General features: G+C 58.4%; 31 protein-coding genes. 24 read left to right on the top strand and 7 right to left on the bottom strand.

The window, feature by feature from the left end:
• Nucleotides 1-356: IS3 family transposase (locus tag AB5Y92_RS21175; protein WP_368227383.1), on the top strand; the 356-nt coding region annotated here is incomplete at its 5' end.
• Here the strand turns inward: AB5Y92_RS21175 and AB5Y92_RS21170 are convergent.
• Complete coding sequence (locus tag AB5Y92_RS21170) at nt 353-586, bottom strand: hypothetical protein (protein WP_164535870.1); 234 nt, start codon at nt 584-586, stop codon at nt 353-355. The two genes, AB5Y92_RS21175 and AB5Y92_RS21170, sit on opposite strands and share 4 nt — an antisense overlap.
• A 222-nt stretch (nt 587-808) precedes the next feature.
• Complete coding sequence (locus AB5Y92_RS21165) at nt 809-1,864, bottom strand: site-specific integrase (protein ID WP_368227674.1); 1,056 nt, start codon at nt 1,862-1,864, stop codon at nt 809-811.
• Nucleotides 1,865-2,012: 148 nt separating this feature from the next.
• Here AB5Y92_RS21165 and AB5Y92_RS21160 point away from each other — a divergent pair, with 148 nt between their 5' ends.
• The gene (locus AB5Y92_RS21160; RefSeq protein WP_368227673.1) at nt 2,013-2,510 is read left to right on the top strand and encodes a GlyGly-CTERM sorting domain-containing protein; all 498 of its coding nucleotides are present in this window, start codon (nt 2,013-2,015) and stop codon (nt 2,508-2,510) included.
• A 201-nt stretch (nt 2,511-2,711) separates the two neighbouring features.
• Here AB5Y92_RS21160 and AB5Y92_RS21155 read toward each other — a convergent pair whose 3' ends face one another.
• Entirely contained in the window at nt 2,712-3,410 is a 699-nt protein-coding gene (locus AB5Y92_RS21155) for a helix-turn-helix transcriptional regulator (RefSeq protein ID WP_368227671.1), read from the bottom strand.
• A gap of 165 nt (nt 3,411-3,575) precedes the next feature.
• Here AB5Y92_RS21155 and AB5Y92_RS21150 point away from each other — a divergent pair, with 165 nt between their 5' ends.
• The 15 genes from AB5Y92_RS21150 (at nt 3,576) to AB5Y92_RS21080 (ending at nt 10,171) form a co-directional block, all read left to right on the top strand.
• Entirely contained in the window at nt 3,576-3,791 is a 216-nt protein-coding gene (locus AB5Y92_RS21150) for a hypothetical protein (protein ID WP_184154753.1), read from the top strand.
• A 29-nt stretch (nt 3,792-3,820) separates the two neighbouring features.
• Nucleotides 3,821-4,330, top strand: a complete 510-nt coding sequence (locus AB5Y92_RS21145) for a phage regulatory CII family protein (protein ID WP_368227669.1) — start codon at nt 3,821-3,823, stop codon at nt 4,328-4,330.
• Nucleotides 4,331-4,340: 10 nt separating this feature from the next.
• Nucleotides 4,341-4,799, top strand: a complete 459-nt coding sequence (locus AB5Y92_RS21140) for a hypothetical protein (protein ID WP_368227666.1) — start codon at nt 4,341-4,343, stop codon at nt 4,797-4,799.
• Nucleotides 4,800-5,056: 257 nt separating this feature from the next.
• Nucleotides 5,057-5,320 (top strand): DNA-binding transcriptional regulator, encoded by a 264-nt coding sequence (locus tag AB5Y92_RS21135; protein WP_043119419.1) that lies wholly within the window; start codon nt 5,057-5,059, stop codon nt 5,318-5,320.
• Nucleotides 5,321-5,322: 2 nt separating this feature from the next.
• On the top strand, nt 5,323-5,496 hold the full coding sequence (locus AB5Y92_RS21130; protein WP_368227663.1) for a hypothetical protein: 174 nt from the start codon (nt 5,323-5,325) through the stop codon (nt 5,494-5,496).
• Nucleotides 5,493-5,684, top strand: a complete 192-nt coding sequence (locus AB5Y92_RS21125; protein ID WP_368227660.1) for a hypothetical protein — start codon at nt 5,493-5,495, stop codon at nt 5,682-5,684. The genes AB5Y92_RS21130 and AB5Y92_RS21125 overlap by 4 nt, the downstream gene beginning before the upstream one ends.
• A complete protein-coding gene (locus tag AB5Y92_RS21120) occupies nt 5,681-5,890 on the top strand; it encodes a hypothetical protein (RefSeq protein ID WP_017782593.1) in 210 nt (69 codons plus the stop codon). Before AB5Y92_RS21125 ends, AB5Y92_RS21120 begins: the two co-directional genes overlap by 4 nt.
• Nucleotides 5,887-6,201: a hypothetical protein gene (locus tag AB5Y92_RS21115; protein WP_368227657.1), complete on the top strand. Its 315-nt coding sequence runs from the start codon at nt 5,887-5,889 to the stop codon at nt 6,199-6,201. Before AB5Y92_RS21120 ends, AB5Y92_RS21115 begins: the two co-directional genes overlap by 4 nt.
• Nucleotides 6,198-6,455 carry a hypothetical protein gene (locus tag AB5Y92_RS21110; RefSeq protein ID WP_049045794.1) on the top strand — a complete coding sequence of 86 codons (258 nt, stop codon included), beginning with the start codon at nt 6,198-6,200 and terminating at the stop codon, nt 6,453-6,455. Before AB5Y92_RS21115 ends, AB5Y92_RS21110 begins: the two co-directional genes overlap by 4 nt.
• A 140-nt stretch (nt 6,456-6,595) precedes the next feature.
• Nucleotides 6,596-8,785, top strand: a complete 2,190-nt coding sequence (locus tag AB5Y92_RS21105; protein WP_368227678.1) for a replication endonuclease — start codon at nt 6,596-6,598, stop codon at nt 8,783-8,785.
• Entirely contained in the window at nt 8,782-9,276 is a 495-nt protein-coding gene (locus tag AB5Y92_RS21100) for a hypothetical protein (RefSeq protein ID WP_368227654.1), read from the top strand. The genes AB5Y92_RS21105 and AB5Y92_RS21100 overlap by 4 nt, the downstream gene beginning before the upstream one ends.
• A gap of 2 nt (nt 9,277-9,278) precedes the next feature.
• A complete protein-coding gene (locus tag AB5Y92_RS21095; protein ID WP_368227651.1) occupies nt 9,279-9,506 on the top strand; it encodes a hypothetical protein in 228 nt (75 codons plus the stop codon).
• The gene (locus AB5Y92_RS21090; protein WP_184154794.1) at nt 9,503-9,721 is read left to right on the top strand and encodes a hypothetical protein; all 219 of its coding nucleotides are present in this window, start codon (nt 9,503-9,505) and stop codon (nt 9,719-9,721) included. Before AB5Y92_RS21095 ends, AB5Y92_RS21090 begins: the two co-directional genes overlap by 4 nt.
• The gene (locus tag AB5Y92_RS21085) at nt 9,718-9,846 is read left to right on the top strand and encodes a hypothetical protein (RefSeq protein ID WP_368227648.1); all 129 of its coding nucleotides are present in this window, start codon (nt 9,718-9,720) and stop codon (nt 9,844-9,846) included. Before AB5Y92_RS21090 ends, AB5Y92_RS21085 begins: the two co-directional genes overlap by 4 nt.
• Nucleotides 9,839-10,171, top strand: a complete 333-nt coding sequence (locus AB5Y92_RS21080) for a hypothetical protein (protein ID WP_368227645.1) — start codon at nt 9,839-9,841, stop codon at nt 10,169-10,171. The genes AB5Y92_RS21085 and AB5Y92_RS21080 overlap by 8 nt, the downstream gene beginning before the upstream one ends.
• A gap of 511 nt (nt 10,172-10,682) precedes the next feature.
• Here the strand turns inward: AB5Y92_RS21080 and AB5Y92_RS21075 are convergent.
• A complete protein-coding gene (locus AB5Y92_RS21075; RefSeq protein WP_368227642.1) occupies nt 10,683-11,036 on the bottom strand; it encodes an XRE family transcriptional regulator in 354 nt (117 codons plus the stop codon).
• Between the two features lie 163 nt (nt 11,037-11,199).
• Here AB5Y92_RS21075 and AB5Y92_RS21070 point away from each other — a divergent pair, with 163 nt between their 5' ends.
• Nucleotides 11,200-11,370, top strand: a complete 171-nt coding sequence (locus AB5Y92_RS21070) for a hypothetical protein (RefSeq protein ID WP_155728637.1) — start codon at nt 11,200-11,202, stop codon at nt 11,368-11,370.
• Between the two features lie 43 nt (nt 11,371-11,413).
• Here AB5Y92_RS21070 and AB5Y92_RS21065 read toward each other — a convergent pair whose 3' ends face one another.
• The 3 genes from AB5Y92_RS21065 to AB5Y92_RS21055 form a co-directional block, all read right to left on the bottom strand.
• Nucleotides 11,414-11,665, bottom strand: coding sequence for an ogr/Delta-like zinc finger family protein (locus tag AB5Y92_RS21065; protein ID WP_049045784.1), 252 nt, complete (start codon nt 11,663-11,665; stop codon nt 11,414-11,416).
• Between the two features lie 65 nt (nt 11,666-11,730).
• Nucleotides 11,731-12,747, bottom strand: coding sequence for a phage portal protein (locus AB5Y92_RS21060; protein ID WP_156853789.1), 1,017 nt, complete (start codon nt 12,745-12,747; stop codon nt 11,731-11,733).
• Nucleotides 12,744-14,564, bottom strand: a complete 1,821-nt coding sequence (locus AB5Y92_RS21055) for a terminase family protein (RefSeq protein WP_368227639.1) — start codon at nt 14,562-14,564, stop codon at nt 12,744-12,746. The genes AB5Y92_RS21060 and AB5Y92_RS21055 overlap by 4 nt, the downstream gene beginning before the upstream one ends.
• Before the next feature lie 175 nt (nt 14,565-14,739).
• Between AB5Y92_RS21055 and AB5Y92_RS21050 the strand changes: the two genes are divergently transcribed.
• From AB5Y92_RS21050 to AB5Y92_RS21025, 6 genes are all read left to right on the top strand, one after another.
• The gene (locus AB5Y92_RS21050) at nt 14,740-15,591 is read left to right on the top strand and encodes a GPO family capsid scaffolding protein (protein WP_368227637.1); all 852 of its coding nucleotides are present in this window, start codon (nt 14,740-14,742) and stop codon (nt 15,589-15,591) included.
• 9 nt (nt 15,592-15,600) lie between these two features.
• The gene (locus AB5Y92_RS21045; protein ID WP_368227635.1) at nt 15,601-16,680 is read left to right on the top strand and encodes a phage major capsid protein, P2 family; all 1,080 of its coding nucleotides are present in this window, start codon (nt 15,601-15,603) and stop codon (nt 16,678-16,680) included.
• A gap of 3 nt (nt 16,681-16,683) precedes the next feature.
• A complete protein-coding gene (locus AB5Y92_RS21040) occupies nt 16,684-17,412 on the top strand; it encodes a terminase endonuclease subunit (RefSeq protein ID WP_049045778.1) in 729 nt (242 codons plus the stop codon).
• A gap of 170 nt (nt 17,413-17,582) precedes the next feature.
• Nucleotides 17,583-18,044, top strand: a complete 462-nt coding sequence (locus AB5Y92_RS21035; protein ID WP_139708465.1) for a head completion/stabilization protein — start codon at nt 17,583-17,585, stop codon at nt 18,042-18,044.
• On the top strand, nt 18,041-18,565 hold the full coding sequence (locus AB5Y92_RS21030) for a phage tail protein (RefSeq protein ID WP_172401207.1): 525 nt from the start codon (nt 18,041-18,043) through the stop codon (nt 18,563-18,565). Before AB5Y92_RS21035 ends, AB5Y92_RS21030 begins: the two co-directional genes overlap by 4 nt.
• Complete coding sequence (locus AB5Y92_RS21025) at nt 18,562-19,248, top strand: phage virion morphogenesis protein (protein WP_368227631.1); 687 nt, start codon at nt 18,562-18,564, stop codon at nt 19,246-19,248. Before AB5Y92_RS21030 ends, AB5Y92_RS21025 begins: the two co-directional genes overlap by 4 nt.
• Nucleotide 19,249: the final 1 nt, after the last annotated feature.

Below are 19,249 nucleotides of genomic sequence, written 5' to 3'. Positions count from 1 at the left end.
CGTTACTGATGGCGGTGTGGCGACGGCGACCGGAGCAGGAAGTGCTGGTCCATTCCGACCAAGGGAGCCAGTTTAGCAGCTATGACTGGCAGGATTTTTTGCGGGATCATCGGCTTAAGGCCAGCATGAGCAGACGTGGCAATTGTCATGATAACGCGGTGGCGGAGAGTTTCTTCCAGCTCCTAAAACGCGAGCGGATCCGACGTAAAACCTATGCGGATCGCGAGGAAGCCCGGCAGGATGTGTTCGATTACATTGAAATGTTTTACAACCCCAAGCGCCGGCACAGTTTCAACAATGGGCTATCGCCAGTAGAGTGTGAAAAGCAATATTTCGAGCGGCTCGAAAGTGTCTAGAGAAGCCGGGGCGATTCAAGGTACTCATGGATAGCTTGTGGAATGGTGGTACTGGTGAGGGTGACGTTGGTTAAGGCATCTGCCAGCTCGTCAGATACAGTAATCTGAGCCAGGAACTGCTCTGCGTCTTTTTTGCGGATAAAAACTTTGGATACACGGTTGCCGTTACGCATGAACTGAACGCGATAGGACTTGCCGATTTTTCGAGTGAGAACTTGGATGCTTGCCATTGGTTGAAACCTCTTGCACATATTTGCACATGAATAAGAGTTATCAACCGCAGAAACTTTGAGCAGGAGCGCTGTAACCTGTTGACCAAACAGGGAAAAGAATGGTGCCCGGGGTCGGACTCGAACCGACACGGTTATTCACCGGCGGATTTTGAATCCAACCCCAGCCCTTTAATATCAATGAATTACGCCAAAAACAGATATTTACAAGTTCATGGAGGGTCATAGTGGGTCATGGTGGGCCGCCTCTGCCGCCACTTTGTCGCCACTTTTTAGGGCTGTGATGGGGTTAAGCCGTACCGCATCTTCCAGGTGATCGGGGGCGAAGTGGGCATAACGCATCGTCATCTTGATATCCGTGTGGCCGAGGATTCGCTGCAACACCAGAATGTTGCCCCCGCGCATCATGAAGTGGCTGGAGAAGGTATGGCGCAGCACGTGGGTGCTCTGGCCAGCGGGCAGCTTGATGCCTGCTCGCCTGATGGCCTTTTCAAACTCGGCATAGCAATCATCAAACAGGCGGCCAGTTCGCTTGGGCAACATAGCCAACAACCAGGGGGCGACAGGGACCGTCCGGTTCCGCTTGCCCTTGGTCTTTGTGAAGGTGATACGCCCCATGCCAACTTGGGAGCGCGTCAACTTCTCGATCTCGCTCCAGCGCGCCCCGGTCGAAAGGCAAAGCATGACGACCAGCCAAAGATCCCGCAGCCCCTTGCAGGCATCGAGCAGCTGCTCGATCTCATCCTGGGAAAGATAAGCCAGCTCGCTCTCTTGCACTTTGTACTGACGCAAATCAGAAAGCGGGTTGCCGCCGTGCCAGACACCGAGGCGGGACAGCTCATTGAACACGGCCTGCAGGTATAGCTGTTCACGGTTGATTGTTGTCGGGGTGACCTGCTTGCGCTGCCCTGGTACATAAAGCTCACCGGCCAGCCGCCGCTCTCTGTATGCCGAGAACATCTCGGAGGTGAACGCGCTGGCCAGCGGGTTATCCAGTGCCTCGCACAGCCAAACCAGCTTGTCGCGCCGCCGTTCTCCATCAGCCAGTGTCTGACCGTGCCGCCCAAACCATGCCGAGACAAGATCAGACAGGCGCCGCTGATCCCCTGCATCCTCTTCCTTTGCCTGCCATGGCTTGGCGGTGAGCAAGTGAGCCTCCCACGCCAAGGCCTCCCCTTTTGTGGCAAAGCGCTTGCGCTTGCGTGGCCCATCACGCCCCTCGGGGTAAGTCTCGGATAACCATGGTTTGGTTTTGTGATCTGTTTTACGAACCGACATGACCGCACACCGCCCGGGCTTGCTTGTGGGATGCAATGGCCTGCGCCAGCTGGTCACGCGCTGACTTCAACGCAACATCATCGCCAGTTCTGGCGGCGGTATAGAGCTGGCCAACAAACGAATAAGTGCGTTGCACCAAGGAAGCCGCATGTCGAATAACCACATCCTCATCCATATGGCTGGTACGAAGGCCGTTCATCGAATCGCTGGCCGCAGATATCGCAGGAGTGACTGTGCTGAACCGGTACTCTGCGAACTGGTGATAGTCGATCTGCTGGCCATCGAGCAGGCCACCAAAGCGAGCCATCACACCGTCAGTGACCTTGTTCATCTGCTGATAGATATCCTGCTCAAGTCGGCACTGCTCAGCGAGGGACAGTGCCCGCAATGCCGTGGCGGGGCGCTGCACGGATGGTTGTTGCTCTATCTGTTTATTTGCGCTCTCTGCCGGCGGCATAGGAGCATCAAGCGGAGCTGGACGGGACAACCACGCGCCGGCGCCCGCAGCAAGGAACAACAGCACCACTCCGCCAGCGGCTTTTCCTGGGCGAACCTGCGCCCGCTCCTCTTTGCTCATCTTGAGCATGGCCCGCGAATGGCTGATGAACAGCAGGATACTATGAGCAGCCGCCAGCAAGGCCAATAGCACCAGCCCGCCAGACAGCTCGATCTGGCCATCAGATACCATGCCGATAATCAAGAACCCAAGGGCTCCATAGAGGCCGATAAAAAACGCATTCAGGCGGCGCTTCTGGCCAAGCAAAGCAGGTTTGAACAAGCCGGCCACAGTCAGCAACAAACACAAAAGGGCCGCCAAAGCAGCCATCAACGAAAACATGCGAATTCCTTAAAACTTTTTGCCAGCCCAGACAACACGGCCAACCAGATCCAGCTCGGCAAGTTCTTCCTTGCTAAGGTCACGGGATTTATACAGTGGGTTGTCAGAGATGATGCGAACCCCGCCGAGATCGAATTGCAGCCGCTTGACGAACAGGCCATCAGATAGGCGCAACACATAGAGGCCATCGCGCGGCGCTTCCCCATTCTTCAAGCGGATAAGGATCACATCACCGTCATTGATGGTCGGCTCCATCGAGTCACCTTTGGCTCTGATTACCGCCATCTTTGCAGGGTCGAACCCTTCACGGCGTAGCCAGTCAGAACGGAAGGCCATCGGCTCGGCCAACGGCTCATCAGTAATAGTGGCGCCATGGCCTGCACTCGCAAACACTTGATAGGCAGGAATGGTGGTGAACTCATCAGCCAGATAGGAGCCGTGAGTATCTGAGATAGCCTCATTGGTCTGACTTACCCGAGGATGGTTCGCTGCATCGCCTATCCCAAACACCAGCCAGTCAAACGTAACGCCTCCTGCACGCGCCAGATTTAAAGCGCGATCGATAGGAGGAACCGTACCTTCATTCAAATAACGTTTGACACCGCTATCGCTCATGTCAGCTCTTCGAGCAAATGATCGAAGGGGCTCATTGCCAATCACTTTTTTAAGTCGATCCACGAAAGATGACTGGTCGAAATCAACTTTCAAAGTTCTCTCCGTAGTCATAAAGCACCTTATAGAACTTTATTGAACAATGAATACCCTTAAGGCTTGACCGAGTAACTTTTTAGATCAACAATTCGCTTTGTAGAGTTGAATTGTGGCTTAAGAGTTATATCGAGCCGTATCGAGCAACGTTTAAGGGGATCTATCATGTCAGAGATTGCACTCAAGATCGACACACCGGTTAAAACCATCGAGCGCTATGCCGCAGACTCTGGCCTTCCTGTTGGCCAAGTAAAAAAGATGGTTCAGCGAGGTGAACTGCAGATCATGCCAAAGGCTGGTCCAAAGCACCGCGTCCTGATCAACATGGTCGCGCTGTACCAACAAGCAGCCGCCGCGGCGTACCAGCCCGCAATCTCCTGATAACTATGGCACTCAATGGAGAGAGAACCATGTTTATCGGTGACGAATGCAAACATCCGCACTTTGAATCTGCATGCAGCCGCTTTCGCGAGAAATACACGATCAGCAAAGTTGCTGCGGCTGCTGGCATGGATGCTCAGGATTTAAGGAACAAGTTAAACCCTGAACAAGAACACCAGCTCAAGATCACTGACATCATCGCGCTGTACCACGCCACCGAAGGGGACGAAACCCTGTTCGACGGCATGCTGCTGGAATGCGGGCTGACCGCCATCGCCATCCCATCAGCGGAACGGGCGCCATCCCTCCCCCATCAAGCAATCGACCTCAATGCCAAGGTGGCCAGCATTGGCCAGCGGGCGCTGGAGCTGTCCGAACGGGGACGAGTGTCGCGCACCGAACGCAACACCATCGTCAGTGTGGCCACCTCTGCAATGGGGTCGTTGGCACTGCTTATCCACGACATCGAAGCCCGCTTTCAGGCTGTGCCGACTGTCGCCTGCGCATCAGACATCCTGATGCAAACCATGACCATGTAAGGGGAAACCCATGCAAACACAACGCATTGACCATGAACAACGCAATTTGGCTGGCCTGCTGCCAGAAGAACAGGCCGCGCTGAACACCGCCGGATTAATGCTGGTGCGCGAACTGTTCGGCAAGACCCGCAGCAGTCTGGACACAGACTGGCTGGCCATCAGCGCCGCCAAAAAGGCAGCGATCTGCACCATAGCCCGCCAGCCACGCGGCCAGCTGATGACTGCAACCCTGTCCACCCTGCCCCATGCGCAGCGCGAGGCGATCCGCCTGGCCGTGCAGGAGCTGGATTATCAGGGGGAGTTTCGCTGCGGCTGTGACAGCAAGATGTGGCATCCGGCACCGGTGACCACCCCAACAGGAGATATCGAAAGACTGAAAAAGGAACGGGCAGCACGGCTGCAACAACGGCGCGCCATTGCGGCGGGCATCGCGATGAGCCAACAAGGTCCGCGAGCGATCGGGCAATAAAAAGCCCGCTTAACGGAGCGGTAACTCCAAGCGGGCCTTCAGTAATCAATCCATAGGAAGAATCGACATGCAAACTTTAGCGATCCCCTGCGCTATGCGCAACCTTCGAATCCAACAACGTAAGCTTGTGGGCCGTTATGGCTCCCGTCTTAGCCAACATCCGGACGGTGTGGCGCTTATCGAGCGCTCCACTGCGCTGGCATGGGCCTCCCTGTTCAGTTGCATCACCCCCTGCACCACTTCACAAGGAGCCTGACATGAACGCGCCAATGACCGAGATCAATCTGCTGAACCACCGCGCCGCCAAGCGCCTGCGCCAGTTGCGGGAGCAGCTGAACTTGAGCCGCCCGAAGTTTGCCGACCTGCTGGGCATTCCGCCCACCACGCTCAAGAACTACGAGCTGGGATACCGCGAGATCGGCGGTGGCCTGCTTCTGCTGATCGCCAACCATCCGGGGCTGACCCAGTACACGGGCTGGCTGATGACTGGCATCAATGCCAACCAGCAGCAGGGGGCATAACCATGGCAGCCGTTATCACTCGCCACACCGTTCCAAACATCAAGGCCGCCAGCGCCTATCTAGTGCAGCAGGGTTACACCAACTGCGGCACCACTTGGCTGAGAGGACAGAACGGGTATGCCCGTATGGAGCGCCTGACCTCTGGTTCTATCCGCATCATCGAGGGGGTGGCATGAAAAAGCTGTTTCACCCCATCACCAAGCAGGCCGCCGTGGCTGATTTGGCTGACCTGCCACACCGCATCAAGGCAAGCACCTACAGCACCCGGCGCGGCCCTGAGGGCCGCAATCTGCGCGAACAGGCCCGCCGCCAGCTGCGCTGGCTCACCGTGTTTCGCTCGATGAACGGGAGGGCTGGCGCATGAGCATCGATGCAATCCATATCGCCAAACGCGCCGAACAGGCCGTGCTGCCGCTGCTCACCGAGCTGCTGGCCAGTGGCGAACAGGAAAACCGGATCGCCCTGGGCGATCTCTACTCGGGGGATGAGTACATCCAGGTGCAGCTGGTCGTGACCAGCCGCCCTGCAGATCTGCTCGATGACGACTCAGTGATGGGGGACGAGGAATGAGCGACCTGTTTGAACTGGAGCCGCCAGTTGATGAGCTGGCTGAAACCGAGTCGGGCCCAGCTCACCTGCGGGCGCCTGAGCCTGTTAGCAAGCTGACCAAGCACTGGGAAGTTGCCCAGGGCGAATTCATTAGCGCTGGTAGCGATGCCATGCGCAACCGCCAAGTGACCAAAGAACTGCTGGCTCTGGGGGCCATCCGCGCCGTGTACTGGCTAGCCGTAGCCAGTGCCGAGCTGGCGCTGGCTAAAGAGATTGCCGAGTGGTGGGAAGAATGCGAACCACTCCACGGACTGGGGGAGACCATCAGATGAGCTACCGCCTGATCTCTGAACTGCAAACCCGCGTCGATAGATGGCGCGAAACAATGCTCGATGACGCCGCCCGCCTGCGCTACTACCAGCGCAACCTGCTGGAGATGCGCCGCTTCTCACCGCGCCCGCATAACAGCATCACCCTGACCCTGCGCCAGTGCGCAGCAGCCAGGAAGATGATGAATCATGCCAGCAGAGCACTGGCGTCCTGCAGAAGCAACATCAAAGAACTGTCGGGTAACAATCTCCAATGACCAACCAGAACGACAAAGGGCCAGCCGCCGAGGCTGGCCAACTTGGTTTTGCCATCTCTCGCCTGCCAACGCCAAAGCTAAACCAGCTGCCGCTGTCTAAAAAGGCCCTGCGCTCGCGCATCGATGCGCTCGCCAACTCGATGCCGGGCACCAAACTAGAGGCCGCCTTTATCGGTGCCCCTGGTGAATACGATCTGGTATGGGCGGTGCAGATGCTCGATGGCCTCTCTCAACAATTTACCCAGGTGCTGTTCAAGCAGTACGTGCGCAGACGCAAAGATGGCACCGCTAGCAACTGCCGCAGCGCCAACATCTGGTTGCGGGAGCGGGTGAAGTGGGTTCGCTCTCTGGTAATGGTGCTGCCGGTCGATGCTCAACACCTGCGCGATGATGACGGCCGCAAGCGTGTCGCTCACCAGTTCGCCAACCAGACGGCGGCAATCTGGAAAAACATCGAGCAGAGTGCAAATGCCGGTGAACTGGATCTGATGGAGACATGGGAAGCCATCAAGCAGCCTGCCGACCAGTGGGGATTCATCGGCAAGATACCGAAATTCCAAACCAAAGAGGCGCGGGATAACTGGATCTTGAGCGTGATGGTGCGCCTGCTCTCTGCCAAGTGGTGGGAGAAGCGAGTAAACCGCTGCTGGGATCGGCTACAGGAGCACATCGCCATTCTGCTGGGCAAGGTGCGCAAGGGCGTTTCTGCCTACGTCTCAAACTCCACCATGAAGGTGGTGCGCGAGCGCAAGCGGGCCATGATGCGCTGGCTGGCAGAGTCGGAAGTGATGAACGGCCAGCATGATCTGGTGATCTCGATGAAGGATTGCTGGGAGGCAAGCGTCTCCAACCCGGTCAACCGCCGTAACGAGATGATGACCCGCATGCGTGGCTTTGAAGACTACGCCGAGCAGCAGGGCCATGTGGGCGTGTTCTTCACCTGGACAGCCCCGAGCCGCTTTCACGCCTGGAAGACGGGCCGCAACGGCAAGACCGTCGATAACAAAAATTATGAAGGGGCTACCCCGCGTGAGACCTGCTCATACCTTGCCAAGCTGTGGAGCCTGACCCGCGCAGCACTGAAGAGAAACAGCACCCCTGTTTATGGTTTTCGGGTCTGCGAACCGCACCATGACGGCACCCCGCACTGGCACATGCTGCTGTTTATGCGCTCGAGCGATCGCAACAAGGTGATCAGCACCTTGCAGCACTACGCACTGACCGACGACAAGAGCGAGCTGGTGCGGGTACCCATGGCCGCCCCCACCTTTACCGATATCACGCCCCGGTTCGACTGGAAGATGATCGACCCGACCAAGGGTGATGCAACCGGCTATCTCGCCAAATACATCGCCAAGAACATCGACGGCGCCTATGTCGGTGACGACGAAGAAGCGAACACCCCAGCAGACCAGGGCGCACTGCATGCCTGCGCGTGGGCTAGTTGGTGGGGGATCCGCACCTTCCAGCAGATCGGCGGCGCCCCGGTCGGGGTATGGCGCGAGCTGCGCCGCATCAGCAACGCCAAGAAGAATGGCGACCTGGTGGGGCCACCCAAGCCGGTGTTGCAAGACCCGCGCTTTGAGGCAGCCCGCTATGCCGCCGATAACGCCATCTTTCGTTGCTACCTCGAAGCCATGGGCGGCGCACTGGCAACCCGCTCAGAACATCCCATCAAGCTGGCCCACCTCATCGAGGAGCAGGCCAACAGCTACGGCGAAGACATCAAGCGCCTGATGGGATTGCACACCGCGCGCTTGGGTATCAAGACCCGCCTGCAAGGGTGGGAAGTGGTACCAGCAGGCACCTATGAGGCCACCAAAGCCGCCAGAGTTTCGGCTGGGGGTGTTGGGGTTAAGACGGGCGACAGCCCGGCACCTTGGAGCTCTGACAATAACTGTACGCAGCCGGATCCTGAGGCGTTCGCGGATCAGTTAATGGCAGAGCAATGGGGTTTATCGCCCTTCTCCATAGGTCGTTTGCGCTCAGGCGCCAGCGTCAGCGTGGACGGTTTCAGCCTCTGGCTGGAGAACGGTCAGGTGCAATCGGGCCGAGCGATCCCGAGCGAGCCGGATTGGCAGCCAGAGGGCCAGCGGCCAACCGAACAGGGCCAGCCGGATGAGTACGCGCTGCCGGAAGGCGATGAGGACTGGCCGATGCTGGTTGAGCTGTGCGGCAAGGTTTACCAGGCACAGGGCCATGCCGGGGCATTCAGCTGGATCGAGATGCTGCCGGAGCCCTACCAGTCACACATGTGGGCCGAGCTGGAGAAGCTGGACACCCCGGAGTGGCTGCAAGAACAGAACGACTACAGCGAGGAGTGGGTATGAACAACACAAAGACTGTCAGCCGCGAAGAGTACCGCCGCCTGGATAATCGGGTGACCTGCATTCTCCAGCAGCGCTGGCCAGCCAACGAAATCAACCAGTGGGTGGGGCTGCTCAAGGGTAAACAGCAGTCCGTGGCATGCGCCATCCTGCGCCGCCGCCACCCTCGCCCCGCGCTGCTGGCCCTGCCAGCCGTCGCCCCAGAGGTGCCGGCACCGTATCAGGCCAGAGCCAACCGCCCAACCGTGCCGGTGCTGACAACCGATGGCCGCTCTGTTGGCCGCCGTCATATCGTGGACGGTCTCACCCCCGTGGCCATCGACCAGAGCGGCACCATCCGCTGCGCCGTCACCGGCCGCACCCTCTTTATCGCACCGGGAAGCCCCATCGACCGAGCCAACCCGGGCGCAGCCGACAAGCTCAACCCAACATACCAGCCAACCATGCACCAGGTAGTGGCTGACCATCGCCAACATGTAGAAGCAGGGGAATAACCATGGACATGAACGTATATCTGGCACTGGAAACCATACAGGAGCGGGCCAAATACCTGCTTCAGCAAGAGATCAGCACCATGATCGATATCGTTGAATTGACGCCAGTGGCACGGGCTTGCATTGGTGATATCCGGTTGCCGGTTGTGGGGAAGGAAGGCGATACCGATGAGCTGGTGATCGCTATGGCCAAGGCGTGGTTGCAGGAAAAAGTAGGGGGTGAGGCATGAGAGACCCCCGCAAAAATCCGGTACCGGGTGATGTGATCACCCGCTTCGGTACCACCAGGGAAGTGACGGCCACCAAGCAGAACGACCGCGGCACCGTCACCCATGTGGTGTACCGCCATCCTGCGGTTGACCTGCCAGAGACCGAGGCCACCATCGCCAGCTGGCGGGCGTGGGCCAAGCAGGATGCCATGGTGGTAAGGGAGGGCGCGGCATGAGCGACCATATCGACCCGCTCGGCATCATATGGCTGATCGGCCACGTGCTGTTTTATCTGCTCGTCATTCCGGACTTGTGGCGCCGTTGCAGATGGGGAATACAGAAGGGGGCAAGGGATGAATGACGCCACCAAACGCAAGCAGGCCCAGCGGGCCAGACGGGCAGCTCTCGGTATCAAGCGGGTAGAGGTGGCGCTCTCCGAGCTGGAGCGCCAGCAGCTGGACCACCTACGCATAGCCAGGGCTGGCAGCGGTGAGCAATATTCAGCAGATGAGTACATCAGCACCCTGATCCGGCGAGACTGGGAGAAGTGGCTGGAGCAGGAGGCCGAGCTGAAAAAGAAGACCTGCCAGCACTGCGACAACAAACTACCTGGCGGATGTGGCGGGACATACAAGGGTGAGCATGCCTGCTGGCTCACGTCAGGAGAAAAAGAAATAGCGTTGTAAAGGAATCAAAAGAGCCTCATGAAAATGAGGCTTTATATATTTTAAAAAGACAAGATCATATGGCGTGATACTTGAAAGTAAACTCCGGTTAAATTCAAAGTGAATTAAAGTTAATAAGTCATGCTTCATTCTGAATATTGATACCGAAAGGAATGCAGCGCTGAGATTATAGGTTGACTTAAGTTCAACTATCCCTAATGGATATATTCAGCAAGTTTGTTAGGATGTTCAAGGCTGTGTAACTCGTTGAGATAGCTTTATTTTTAATAAAAATAAGTGCCGTAAGCAAACGAGGAAACCCTGATTGTAAATCAGGATAAAAATATATTGACCTGCTGCTTTACGCATGGATACCATGCCGCCTAGCCAATCCATTAAACAACAATCCAGCCATGCTGGAGGGAATGTTATTACCATTTTTTGGTCGCATACGAGCCCACCTTGGGGAGCCTTAACCAGTGCCTTATGATGGAAACAACAACCACAACCACAACCAGGAGCACCGATGACATCACCGATAACAGGCCATCGCACCGGCCCGAACAGCGAGCAGCCATTCGATCTCATCCTCGCTCAGAGCCATCAGTTGATCCCGCTGCTGGCTGTGGTGACTTCCTATCAGCCAATCACTGGGGGGCAACATGTGAGACACAGGGATTCCGAGGTAAATACAAATGGCAACGGCGTGCTCCAGATCGAAAAAAGCACGGTGCCGACCATCAAGCCAGCGGCCAACTGTCGCAGGGGCCACATCGATGATCTTGCCTGTCGCCGTGTTCGTCAGACCATGGCGTTTCAAAATGGATCTGGTAGTGCCTTTTGCTCGAATCACATAGACCCGAGCGGCATTTTTCTTTCTCTTCATGGGGCGCCTCCGTTAGGTGCCCGTGCTCGGGATCGCGGTTACTGTCAGATTTGACAGGTAAGACTAACGATATATGAAAAATCTAGCTGGCGACTGTCGAGAAATGCAATTCAGTCACAGATAAAATGATCAGGTCTAACCAGTAATGGGTAAGGAGTTTAATGTGCAGTCTGGTATAGAAAGTGAAATCTACAGGTCTATCAGGGATATCGCGCGGGTCACACCAGACCTGAGGGTAGAGGATCGGGAAGGGATGTGCGGGGCCATCATCACCCTATGCGATCTGGGTGAGCAGCTGATCCAGCATAAAGAGACCAATAAAAAAGAGTCGTGACAGAGCACGACCAGAGCAGGGATTAAGAGATTAAAGGGGGGCGCTATTGCGCCCCCAGTCCTTCCAGTACCATCTGCCGCCCCTCTGGCGTCAGCGACCCCATCAGGCTCAGCACCAGCTGGTTCGCCGTCTTGGCTGACGGGCTCAGTGTATGGGTGAACGACAGACACGCCACCCAGGAGTGGCCGCACTCTGCATCAGTGCACTGGCAATACAGATCAGAGACGTCATCGCTCAGCTTGTTGGTTTTGGTAATGCGGCCCCGTTGGCCACACACTTTGCAATAAACCCGCATCACCCCTCCCGATAAATCAAACATTCAATCAATAGATTGCATCTTACCCCAAAAGGACTGGTTTTTTATACAGCCGACCCGATAGTTTCCCGAAAATCGACCCACAGCGCGCGGGGCAGCCCGGCACTGTTGATGGAGTCCTTGATCAGTTCGCACAGTGGCAGCACCTCGTTGCGGGCATAGGTAGCGTCATACTTATCAGGGTCACCCAAGCCGCCGCCGCCATTGGTCGGAATGATACCGGCCAGCGCGGGCGGGTACCGGTGCGCCGTCAGCACATCCTGGGCGGTGATCCCCTTGATGGCTGCGAACTCGTCTTTGGTCGCGATATCCCCCACCGGGATCAGCTTGATACCGTCCGGCTTGCCTTCAGGGATGTTCACGAACATCGAGCGGAAGTTACCAACCCCCTTGGAGTTGGCAATCATCTGCTTCATCTCCTCCTCGGTTTCATCGTCCATGTTCGGGTCGGTGGTGTAGAAGATGAACCCCATGTGGGCGCCGTTGAGGAAGTATTTGCGGCGGAACAGGGTGGCATCCTGGTTGAGCAGGGCCGACTGCAAGCCGCCCAGATAGTCGGGCATGCCATAGACCTGCTGCTCTGGATCATACTGGGCCAGCCAAATCACATCCTCGGGCCGATAAACCAGGTTAGGCTTGCCCTGCTGCAGGTAGACAAAGCACCCGTCAGCCCGGCGGCGCAGATAAACGCTGGAAAGCGGGTGCAGCCCCACCACCTGGCCAAAGCCGTTGCGCAGCTTGAGCAGGCCGCCGTCACCGAATTGCACGTAGTTGTGCACATAGGCGGTGATGACATTGCGCTGGGTGGTGAAGCGACCCGCCACCATATTGCGGCGCGCCATCAGGATCGCCCCGTGGTGAGCGTTGGCCCGCGCCACCTTGGCCAGCCCCTTGCGGTCGATGGGAGGTTGGTAATATTCCCCATAGGGATTGAAGAACACCCCGGTGTAATCGGTCATCCAGGCCGTGGGGTCGATGGCCTCAGCCGTGCTGAACATCACAGATGGCCGAGGGGATGAGGTGGCCACCTGCTGGGCCTGTTTTTGCTGTCGTTTGGTCATGCTGCCTTCTTCTGCTGGCTGGTTACCCAGGTGGATTTACGTTTGCGGTTGGTATCGAGCGGCTCGTTGGCCACGGCGTGGGCGATGGCAAAAAACACGTCAGCGTGTCCGGTCACATTGTCCCGAGCGGCACGGAACGTCATCTGGCCGCCGCCGGTGGTGCTGCGCTTGATGGCGAGGAACGCCAGCGGGATATCCCGATCTGAGCCGTCCCACTCGATGCGGTTCGCCTCCACCACATCGATCATCTTGAGTACCAGCCGCGATTTGCTCTCGATGCTGTAGTTGATGGGGTGGCACACCCCTTTGAAGGTGGGCTTCAACAGGTCAAACACCCCGGAGCCGATGCCGGAGACATCGACCCCGAGATAGGTGACCCGAAACTTCTTGGCGATGCGCTCGATCTCCTGCGCCTGAAACTGGAAGTTGAGGCCGCGCCAGTAGTGCTTTTCCAACACACGGAACCGCTCACCGGCGACCATGGGCGGGGCAACCACCACCAGGGTGGCGTTGTCGCGGGTGCGGCTCGGGTCGTAGCCCATCCACACCTCGCGCCGGCCGAACGGGTCAGGCCGCCCGGGCTTGTAGTCCTCCCACCGACTCGGGTCCACCCCTGCCCGCTCCATATCCTGGAACTTGAACACCGACAGGGCATCATCGATAAACCGGCACATGTAGAGGCGATCGAACACCTCTTCGGGGTACTCGTCCTTGAGCTCCTCGATGTCGATGAGGTTGCAGCCAAGGCGAATGGCATCCTCGATGGTGATGACGTAACGCCACTGCCGATCGGGGCAGATGCGGCCGCCGTCGCGCAGATCATCTTCACCAGGGAAATCGATGGCCACCCGGCTCGGGCGCTGGCCCTTCCAGCGATCCCCCGTCCAGAACCGGTACGCTTCGTGAACCTTGCTCGATGGCGTTGAAAAGTAGGTCTTGCGCCAGCGGCTCTGGGTCGCCATGGCGCTGGCCACATCCGAGAGCTTCTCGAAGTTGGGGATCCAGAAATACTCGTCGATGTAGACGTTGCCGGAACGGGACTGGGCGCTGTTGGAGTTGGTCGAGCAGAAGTGCAGCTCGGCCCCGTTCGACAGCACAATGGGGTTACCGGTCAGGGTGACACCGAGGAAGGTCTGGGCAATCTTGCAGATGTAGGAGCGGAACACCTCTGCCTGAGCGCGGGTGGCTGACAGGAATATCTGATTGCCGCCGGTCAGTACCGCATCTTCCAGCGCCTCACCGGCGAAGTAGTAGGTCATGCCGACCTGACGGGATTTCAGGATGTTACGGGTGCGCGGCAGTGCCGGGTCGTTCTTGGCCTCGCGGCAACGCAGCTGATAGCCGAACAGGGTACCAAGCCACTCGGCAAAGTCTGCCTCGGTGAGGTGGCCGATCTCGTTCTTGGCCTTCTTGCCGCCCTTCCCTTTGCGGCCACCGCCATCATGCCCGCCCCTGCTGCGCGCGGAACGGTCGGGGGCAGGCTCGTCACCGGATTCACGGCGGGCGGTCAGCGTCTGCTGGCGCTCGGCCCATTTGAGTGCCTTCTCTTTCAGGCTGACATGGTGCCCGACCAGTCGGTCGATTTCGTCGAGTTCTTCGGGGGTTTTCTTCTCTCGGCCCAGCAGAGAGTGCAGGCGGCGGGCAATGGCATCCTCTACCGCTTCTTCGGTCAACAGGTCACGCCAGCCGTACTTCTCGGCCCAGAAGTAGACTACCCTGCAGGAGTTAAGGCCAAGTTCGTCCTTGATCTCCTGGGGTGTCCAGCGCTTAAGATAAAGCCCCCGCGCAGCATTGCGGATCTCTTCGGGATACGCCACGGCGCCTCCATCTTGTGAATGATGGCGCCATCATAGCCAGCCCCCAGCCCCCACTTATCGCCCTGATGTTCAAAGCAATTCGGATATTCCCATGGATCCGAATCGCCTTGAACACAACCGGATGAATACCCCTTGCCGACCCGATAGCCTGAGCCCGTATCAATTGGGAGCAGGCATGAACACATCAACCTTGAGAACTGGCTGGGTCTGCATCGCCACCGAAGGCACAACCGTCGATGGTCGGGAGATTACCGCCGCTTGGCTGACTGACATGGCCGAGACCTACGATCCGGAATACTACACCGCACTGATTTGGCCTGATCATGACCGCTGGTCGAACTTCGGCTATGTACAGGAACTGAAGACAGAAGTCGTGGATGGCAAGCTCAAGCTGTTCGCCATCCTGAGCCCGACCCGTGATCTGGTTTATTACAACCAGGTTGGCCAATACCAATTCTGTTCCATCGAGCCGCAAGAGCAATTTGCCGATCTGGGCCGCACCTACCTGCGCGGCCTCGGCGTTACCGATGAACCAGCCAGCACCGGCACCACCCACCTGAAGTTCAAAGACAAGAGTGGCAAATCTCGCCTGATTGGCACCAGTGAGCCGCTGGATCTCTCCACCTTCAAACTGCCAAAGAACGAAAAAGCCGACGGTCTGATCACCAAGTTTTTCAGCTTCTTGGCCAGCCATGGTGAACAGGAAACCAAACCCACCCCCAGCCATCCAGAGGATGAGGAAATGACCAAAGAACAGTTCGACCAGTTGCTGGGAGCCGTCACCGGCCTTGGCACCAAGATCGAAGGCTTTAGCGCAAAGCTGGAAGCAAAGCCGGAGGTAACGCCCGATCCGGTTATTGAGCCGAAAGAAGAAGACGACAAGTTCAGCAAGCTGAACGAGACCATCACTGGCCTGGTAGCCACCGTCAGCGAGCTGAAAGGCCAGATCGACAAGTTCTCCGTTGAGATGCCGGATCAGCGTCCGAGCCCATTGGGCGGTGACGACTCCACCTATCAAGTTTGCTAAGGAGCGAATGTGAGCCAAACCCTTACCGTTCATGCCGAAAAAAGCCTGAACAAATTCTGCAGCGAACTGGCAAAGGCCTATCAGGTTGAACAGCCTGCACTGGCCAAGATGTTCAGTGTCGTTGGCCCAATGGAAACCACGCTGCGCAAAGCCATCCTGGCATCTGTCGAGTTCCTTGGCCTGATCACCTGTATGGATGTAGACCACCCCACCGGCCAGGTTGTCCAGGTCGGCGTCGGCCAGCTCTATACAGGTCGTAAAAAAGGTGGCCGCTTCAAGGGCGAAGTGGGCGTTGATGGCAACACCTACGAGCTGAAAGAGACCGACTCCTGCGCCTCTCTCTCTTGGGCCACCCTCTGCACTTGGGCAAATGCCGGTAGCGAAGGCGAGTTCATCCAGCTGGTTGGCAAGTTCGTCAACACCGCGTTCGCTCTCGATATGCTGCGTGTTGGCTGGAACGGTGTATCAGCTGCTGACACCACCGATCCGGAGAAGAACCCGCTCGGCGAAGACGTCAACAAAGGCTGGCACCAGATCGCCCGCGAGTGGAACGGTGGCAGCCAGATCATCAAAGCGAAAGCGGGTGAGAAGATCTATTTCGACCCGGACGGCAAGGGCGATTACAAGACCATGGATGAAATGGCATCCGACCTGATTAACGCCACCATCGATCCGTTGTTCCAGCAAGACCCGCGTCTGGTGGTGCTGGTAGGTACCGATCTGGTGGCTGCGGCTCAGGCCAAGCTCTACAGCGAAGCCACCAAGCCGAGCGAACAGATCGCCGCCCAGCAGCTGGCCAAGTCCATTGCCGGTCGCAAGGCTTACATCCCCCCGTTCTTCCCGGGCAAACGGATGGTGGTCACCACCCTCGATAACCTGCAAATCCTGACCCAGCGCGGAACACGCAAGCGCAAGGCCGACGATAACCAGGACGACAAATGCTTCGATAACCAGTACTGGCGGATGGAAGGCTATGCCCTGGGAGAGCACAAGGCCTATGGAGGCTTTGAAGAGGCGGACATCGTGATCGGTGCCGATCCGGCAGCGGTTGCAACACTCGCCGCGCCTGAGCAAGAGCCAGAGGCGTAAACCATGAGCTCACCCGGTCAACGTCACAAGCAGCGCGTGCAAGCCATGCAGGGGGCCGAACAGGCCGCCTGCACTGGCGTGGCCACCGGTGCGGTGGCTGACAGCCTGCACCTGCAAATGATTGCCCTGGAACAGGACATCGTTCGCCTGCGCAAGCTGGCCCGCATTGGGGATCGGGTGAACATGAAACGCGACGAGCTGATGCCCAAATACCGCCCCTATGTGGAGCGGTATCTGGCCAGCGTGGCCGAGTCCGGCCAGTCCTACCAGAACGAGCTGTTTCAAAGACTGGTGATCTGGGCCTTTGACGTTGGTGACTTCGACACCGGGATCGCCTGGGCAGAGCTCGCCATCAAGCAGGGTCAACGCACCCCGAACAACTTCAAGCGCGACTGGGCCACCTTCGTGGCCGACACCGTGCTGGAGTGGGCCGAGAAGAACGCCGCCGAAGGCCATGCCGTCGAGCCATGGTTCTCCCGGGTGTTCGACAAGGTGCGCAACGAGTGGCGCCTCAACGAGAAACTGACCGCCAAGTGGTTCAAGGCTGCGGGTTGCCTGCTGCTGCGCGACCAGGACGGCCAGCCACGACCGAGTGCAGTGGGTGACAGCGCCACCCTGGAACAGGCCGCCCACTGGCTGCTCCAGGCCGAGAAGCTGCACCGCAAAGCGGGGGTAAACACCCTGCTGCTCAAAATTGCCATGCGCCTGCGGGCGCTCAATCCGGAGCAATAAGACTATCCGCGCCACCGCACCCCGGCGGGGAGGATAGGCAAGCCGCAAGGCCACCGCCGAATCCTGTGATCCGTGGCTTCAGGGGTGCACCTTTTCTCGCCGCGTCATCGGCGACCTGAGTGATCGGGGAAGTGGTGTTCACATTGGCAAGAATCGACAGAGGGTCAGAGATGTTTGCAGGCAAGGATATCGACTACAGCGCAGCCACTATCCGCAATGACGGGTTTTGGCCTGATGTGGCCGTGGCCGACTTCGAGCGCCGCCGCGCCCTGCCTGCCGACCTCGACCAACAGACCACAGGCGCAGCCCTGCTGGCTGCCGTCTCTGAAATCAACCTGCAACTGGCGATGCGTCAGGCCGCGCTGATGGCCGAGGGCTACGCCAGCGCCGCAGAGGTGCCGGGGCCGAGCCTTGAGGGCGGCACCAATGCCCTGACAGAGCAGTATCTGGCCGCCGTGTTTGCCCGTGCCAAAGCGGCCTTGCTGCCGGAGTTCGCCAGCGTCACCGAACGGGCCGCAGCAAACAACCAGGTGGAGCGCTCACCAGACCAACGCGCCCAGCTGCTGGCCGAGAGTCAGCAACTGGTGCGCAGCATCAAGGGCAAGCGCCGTGCGGGGGTGTCCTTGATATGAGTGAAGGCATGAACGAACAGCAGGCCCAGGGCTATTTCCTCCATGCTCTCCACGCCGAGATCCTGCGGGTGCTGCCAGCCAAGTGCCACAAGCATCTGGATAGCTGGATGGAGAACGGCACCATCCGGCTGGAGCCAAAGAACATGGGCCCCACAGGGGTAGATGTGGCATGGCTCACCTATCAGGCGGTGTTCACCGTCGAGCAACTGCCGTTTCGCGAGCTGGATCCGGCCATCGTGCTGGCCTCGGTGGCCGCCTGGGTGCAGGAGCATGACGATTTTCGCGAGCAGTTCGAGCTGGCCGATCCCGAGTACGCCGTCACCCCGAACGATGAGAAGACCGCCGATCTCGAGATCCAGCTCGCCTTTACCGAGCCGCTGCGCCTGATCGAACACCCCAAGGGCCCCATCAACTGGATGGGCAAACGCTGGAACGTAGCCCCGTATGAAATCTGGGTGGCCGACCACATCGATATGAACGTCGGTGACACCGGCCATCACCAGATCGGTGACCCGTCATGATCACCATCACACTCGACACCCAGCGCAGCAAAGACCAGCTCAACCTGCTGGCCCTGCCACCAAAGAAGCGCCAGCGGCTGGTGTGGCGAGCCGCCAACGAGATGAAGAAGCTGGCCGCCCGCAACGTGCGCCAGCAGCAAGACCCCAACGGCAATGCCTGGGCACCCCGCAAGCGGGGCAAGCGCAAGATGCTGCGCGGCCTGCCAAAGCTGCTGGTGATCCATGAGCCAAGCCAGGACGTGGCTGAACTCGGGTTCAAAAAGGGCTCGATGAATGTTCATGCCGGGGTAGTCGCCAACACCCACCAGAAGGGACACACCTACAAGGTGACCGCGGCTAGTCGGCGCCGTATCGCCGCCAGCGATGGCGGCAAGAACAAGCAGGCAAGCAAGGCGCAGGCCCGCAAGCTGCGGGAGCTGGGGTTCAAGCGTCCAGGCAAGCGCAAGCGGGCATACCGCTCTGCCTCGCTCGGCTGGATTACCGGCAATCTCAACTACGCGCAAGCAGGGTTGCTGATCAAGAAGCTCAAGGACGAGCCGGTGAAAGAGAGCTGGGAGATTGAGCTGCCAGCCCGCCCGTTCCTCGGCGCCAATACCAAGCAACGAGAGCAAGCCTTTGCCCGCGCCCTGCAAAGCATCAACTACGGCTGGGACGTCAACAAGCAAGAGATGAAGAGGAAATAAC

The sequence above is a fragment of the Aeromonas sp. R1-1 genome (genome assembly GCF_040908495.1).
In the GTDB taxonomy this organism is placed as follows: Bacteria; Pseudomonadota; Gammaproteobacteria; order Enterobacterales; family Aeromonadaceae; genus Aeromonas; species Aeromonas veronii.
The sequence above is the reverse complement of the archived record's forward strand: the minus strand, read 5'-3'. Positions and strand labels throughout refer to the sequence as shown.

Bases quoted from the DNA above. Each gene is read 5' to 3' on its own strand.
- AB5Y92_RS21085 (WP_368227648.1), top strand. From the start codon at position 9,718: ATGAGCGACCATATCGACCCGCTCGGCATCATATGGCTGATCGGCCAC.
- AB5Y92_RS21110 (WP_049045794.1), top strand. From the start codon at position 6,198: ATGAGCTACCGCCTGATCTCTGAACTGCAAACCCGCGTCGATAGATGG.
- AB5Y92_RS21050 (WP_368227637.1), top strand. From the start codon at position 14,740: ATGAACACATCAACCTTGAGAACTGGCTGGGTCTGCATCGCCACCGAA.
- AB5Y92_RS21135 (WP_043119419.1), top strand. From the start codon at position 5,057: ATGAACGCGCCAATGACCGAGATCAATCTGCTGAACCACCGCGCCGCC.
- AB5Y92_RS21120 (WP_017782593.1), top strand. From the start codon at position 5,681: ATGAGCATCGATGCAATCCATATCGCCAAACGCGCCGAACAGGCCGTG.
- AB5Y92_RS21075 (WP_368227642.1), bottom strand. From the start codon at position 11,036: ATGAAGAGAAAGAAAAATGCCGCTCGGGTCTATGTGATTCGAGCAAAA.
- AB5Y92_RS21090 (WP_184154794.1), top strand. From the start codon at position 9,503: ATGAGAGACCCCCGCAAAAATCCGGTACCGGGTGATGTGATCACCCGC.
- AB5Y92_RS21130 (WP_368227663.1), top strand. From the start codon at position 5,323: ATGGCAGCCGTTATCACTCGCCACACCGTTCCAAACATCAAGGCCGCC.
- AB5Y92_RS21170 (WP_164535870.1), bottom strand. From the start codon at position 586: ATGGCAAGCATCCAAGTTCTCACTCGAAAAATCGGCAAGTCCTATCGC.
- AB5Y92_RS21095 (WP_368227651.1), top strand. From the start codon at position 9,279: ATGGACATGAACGTATATCTGGCACTGGAAACCATACAGGAGCGGGCC.
- AB5Y92_RS21160 (WP_368227673.1), top strand. From the start codon at position 2,013: ATGTCGAATAACCACATCCTCATCCATATGGCTGGTACGAAGGCCGTT.
- AB5Y92_RS21080 (WP_368227645.1), top strand. From the start codon at position 9,839: ATGAATGACGCCACCAAACGCAAGCAGGCCCAGCGGGCCAGACGGGCA.
- AB5Y92_RS21040 (WP_049045778.1), top strand. From the start codon at position 16,684: ATGAGCTCACCCGGTCAACGTCACAAGCAGCGCGTGCAAGCCATGCAG.
- AB5Y92_RS21030 (WP_172401207.1), top strand. From the start codon at position 18,041: ATGAGTGAAGGCATGAACGAACAGCAGGCCCAGGGCTATTTCCTCCAT.
- AB5Y92_RS21025 (WP_368227631.1), top strand. From the start codon at position 18,562: ATGATCACCATCACACTCGACACCCAGCGCAGCAAAGACCAGCTCAAC.
- AB5Y92_RS21165 (WP_368227674.1), bottom strand. From the start codon at position 1,864: ATGTCGGTTCGTAAAACAGATCACAAAACCAAACCATGGTTATCCGAG.
- AB5Y92_RS21100 (WP_368227654.1), top strand. From the start codon at position 8,782: ATGAACAACACAAAGACTGTCAGCCGCGAAGAGTACCGCCGCCTGGAT.
- AB5Y92_RS21065 (WP_049045784.1), bottom strand. From the start codon at position 11,665: ATGCGGGTTTATTGCAAAGTGTGTGGCCAACGGGGCCGCATTACCAAA.
- AB5Y92_RS21105 (WP_368227678.1), top strand. From the start codon at position 6,596: ATGCCGGGCACCAAACTAGAGGCCGCCTTTATCGGTGCCCCTGGTGAA.
- AB5Y92_RS21145 (WP_368227669.1), top strand. From the start codon at position 3,821: ATGTTTATCGGTGACGAATGCAAACATCCGCACTTTGAATCTGCATGC.
- AB5Y92_RS21125 (WP_368227660.1), top strand. From the start codon at position 5,493: ATGAAAAAGCTGTTTCACCCCATCACCAAGCAGGCCGCCGTGGCTGAT.
- AB5Y92_RS21060 (WP_156853789.1), bottom strand. From the start codon at position 12,747: ATGACCAAACGACAGCAAAAACAGGCCCAGCAGGTGGCCACCTCATCC.
- AB5Y92_RS21140 (WP_368227666.1), top strand. From the start codon at position 4,341: ATGCAAACACAACGCATTGACCATGAACAACGCAATTTGGCTGGCCTG.
- AB5Y92_RS21115 (WP_368227657.1), top strand. From the start codon at position 5,887: ATGAGCGACCTGTTTGAACTGGAGCCGCCAGTTGATGAGCTGGCTGAA.
- AB5Y92_RS21150 (WP_184154753.1), top strand. From the start codon at position 3,576: ATGTCAGAGATTGCACTCAAGATCGACACACCGGTTAAAACCATCGAG.
- AB5Y92_RS21035 (WP_139708465.1), top strand. From the start codon at position 17,583: ATGTTTGCAGGCAAGGATATCGACTACAGCGCAGCCACTATCCGCAAT.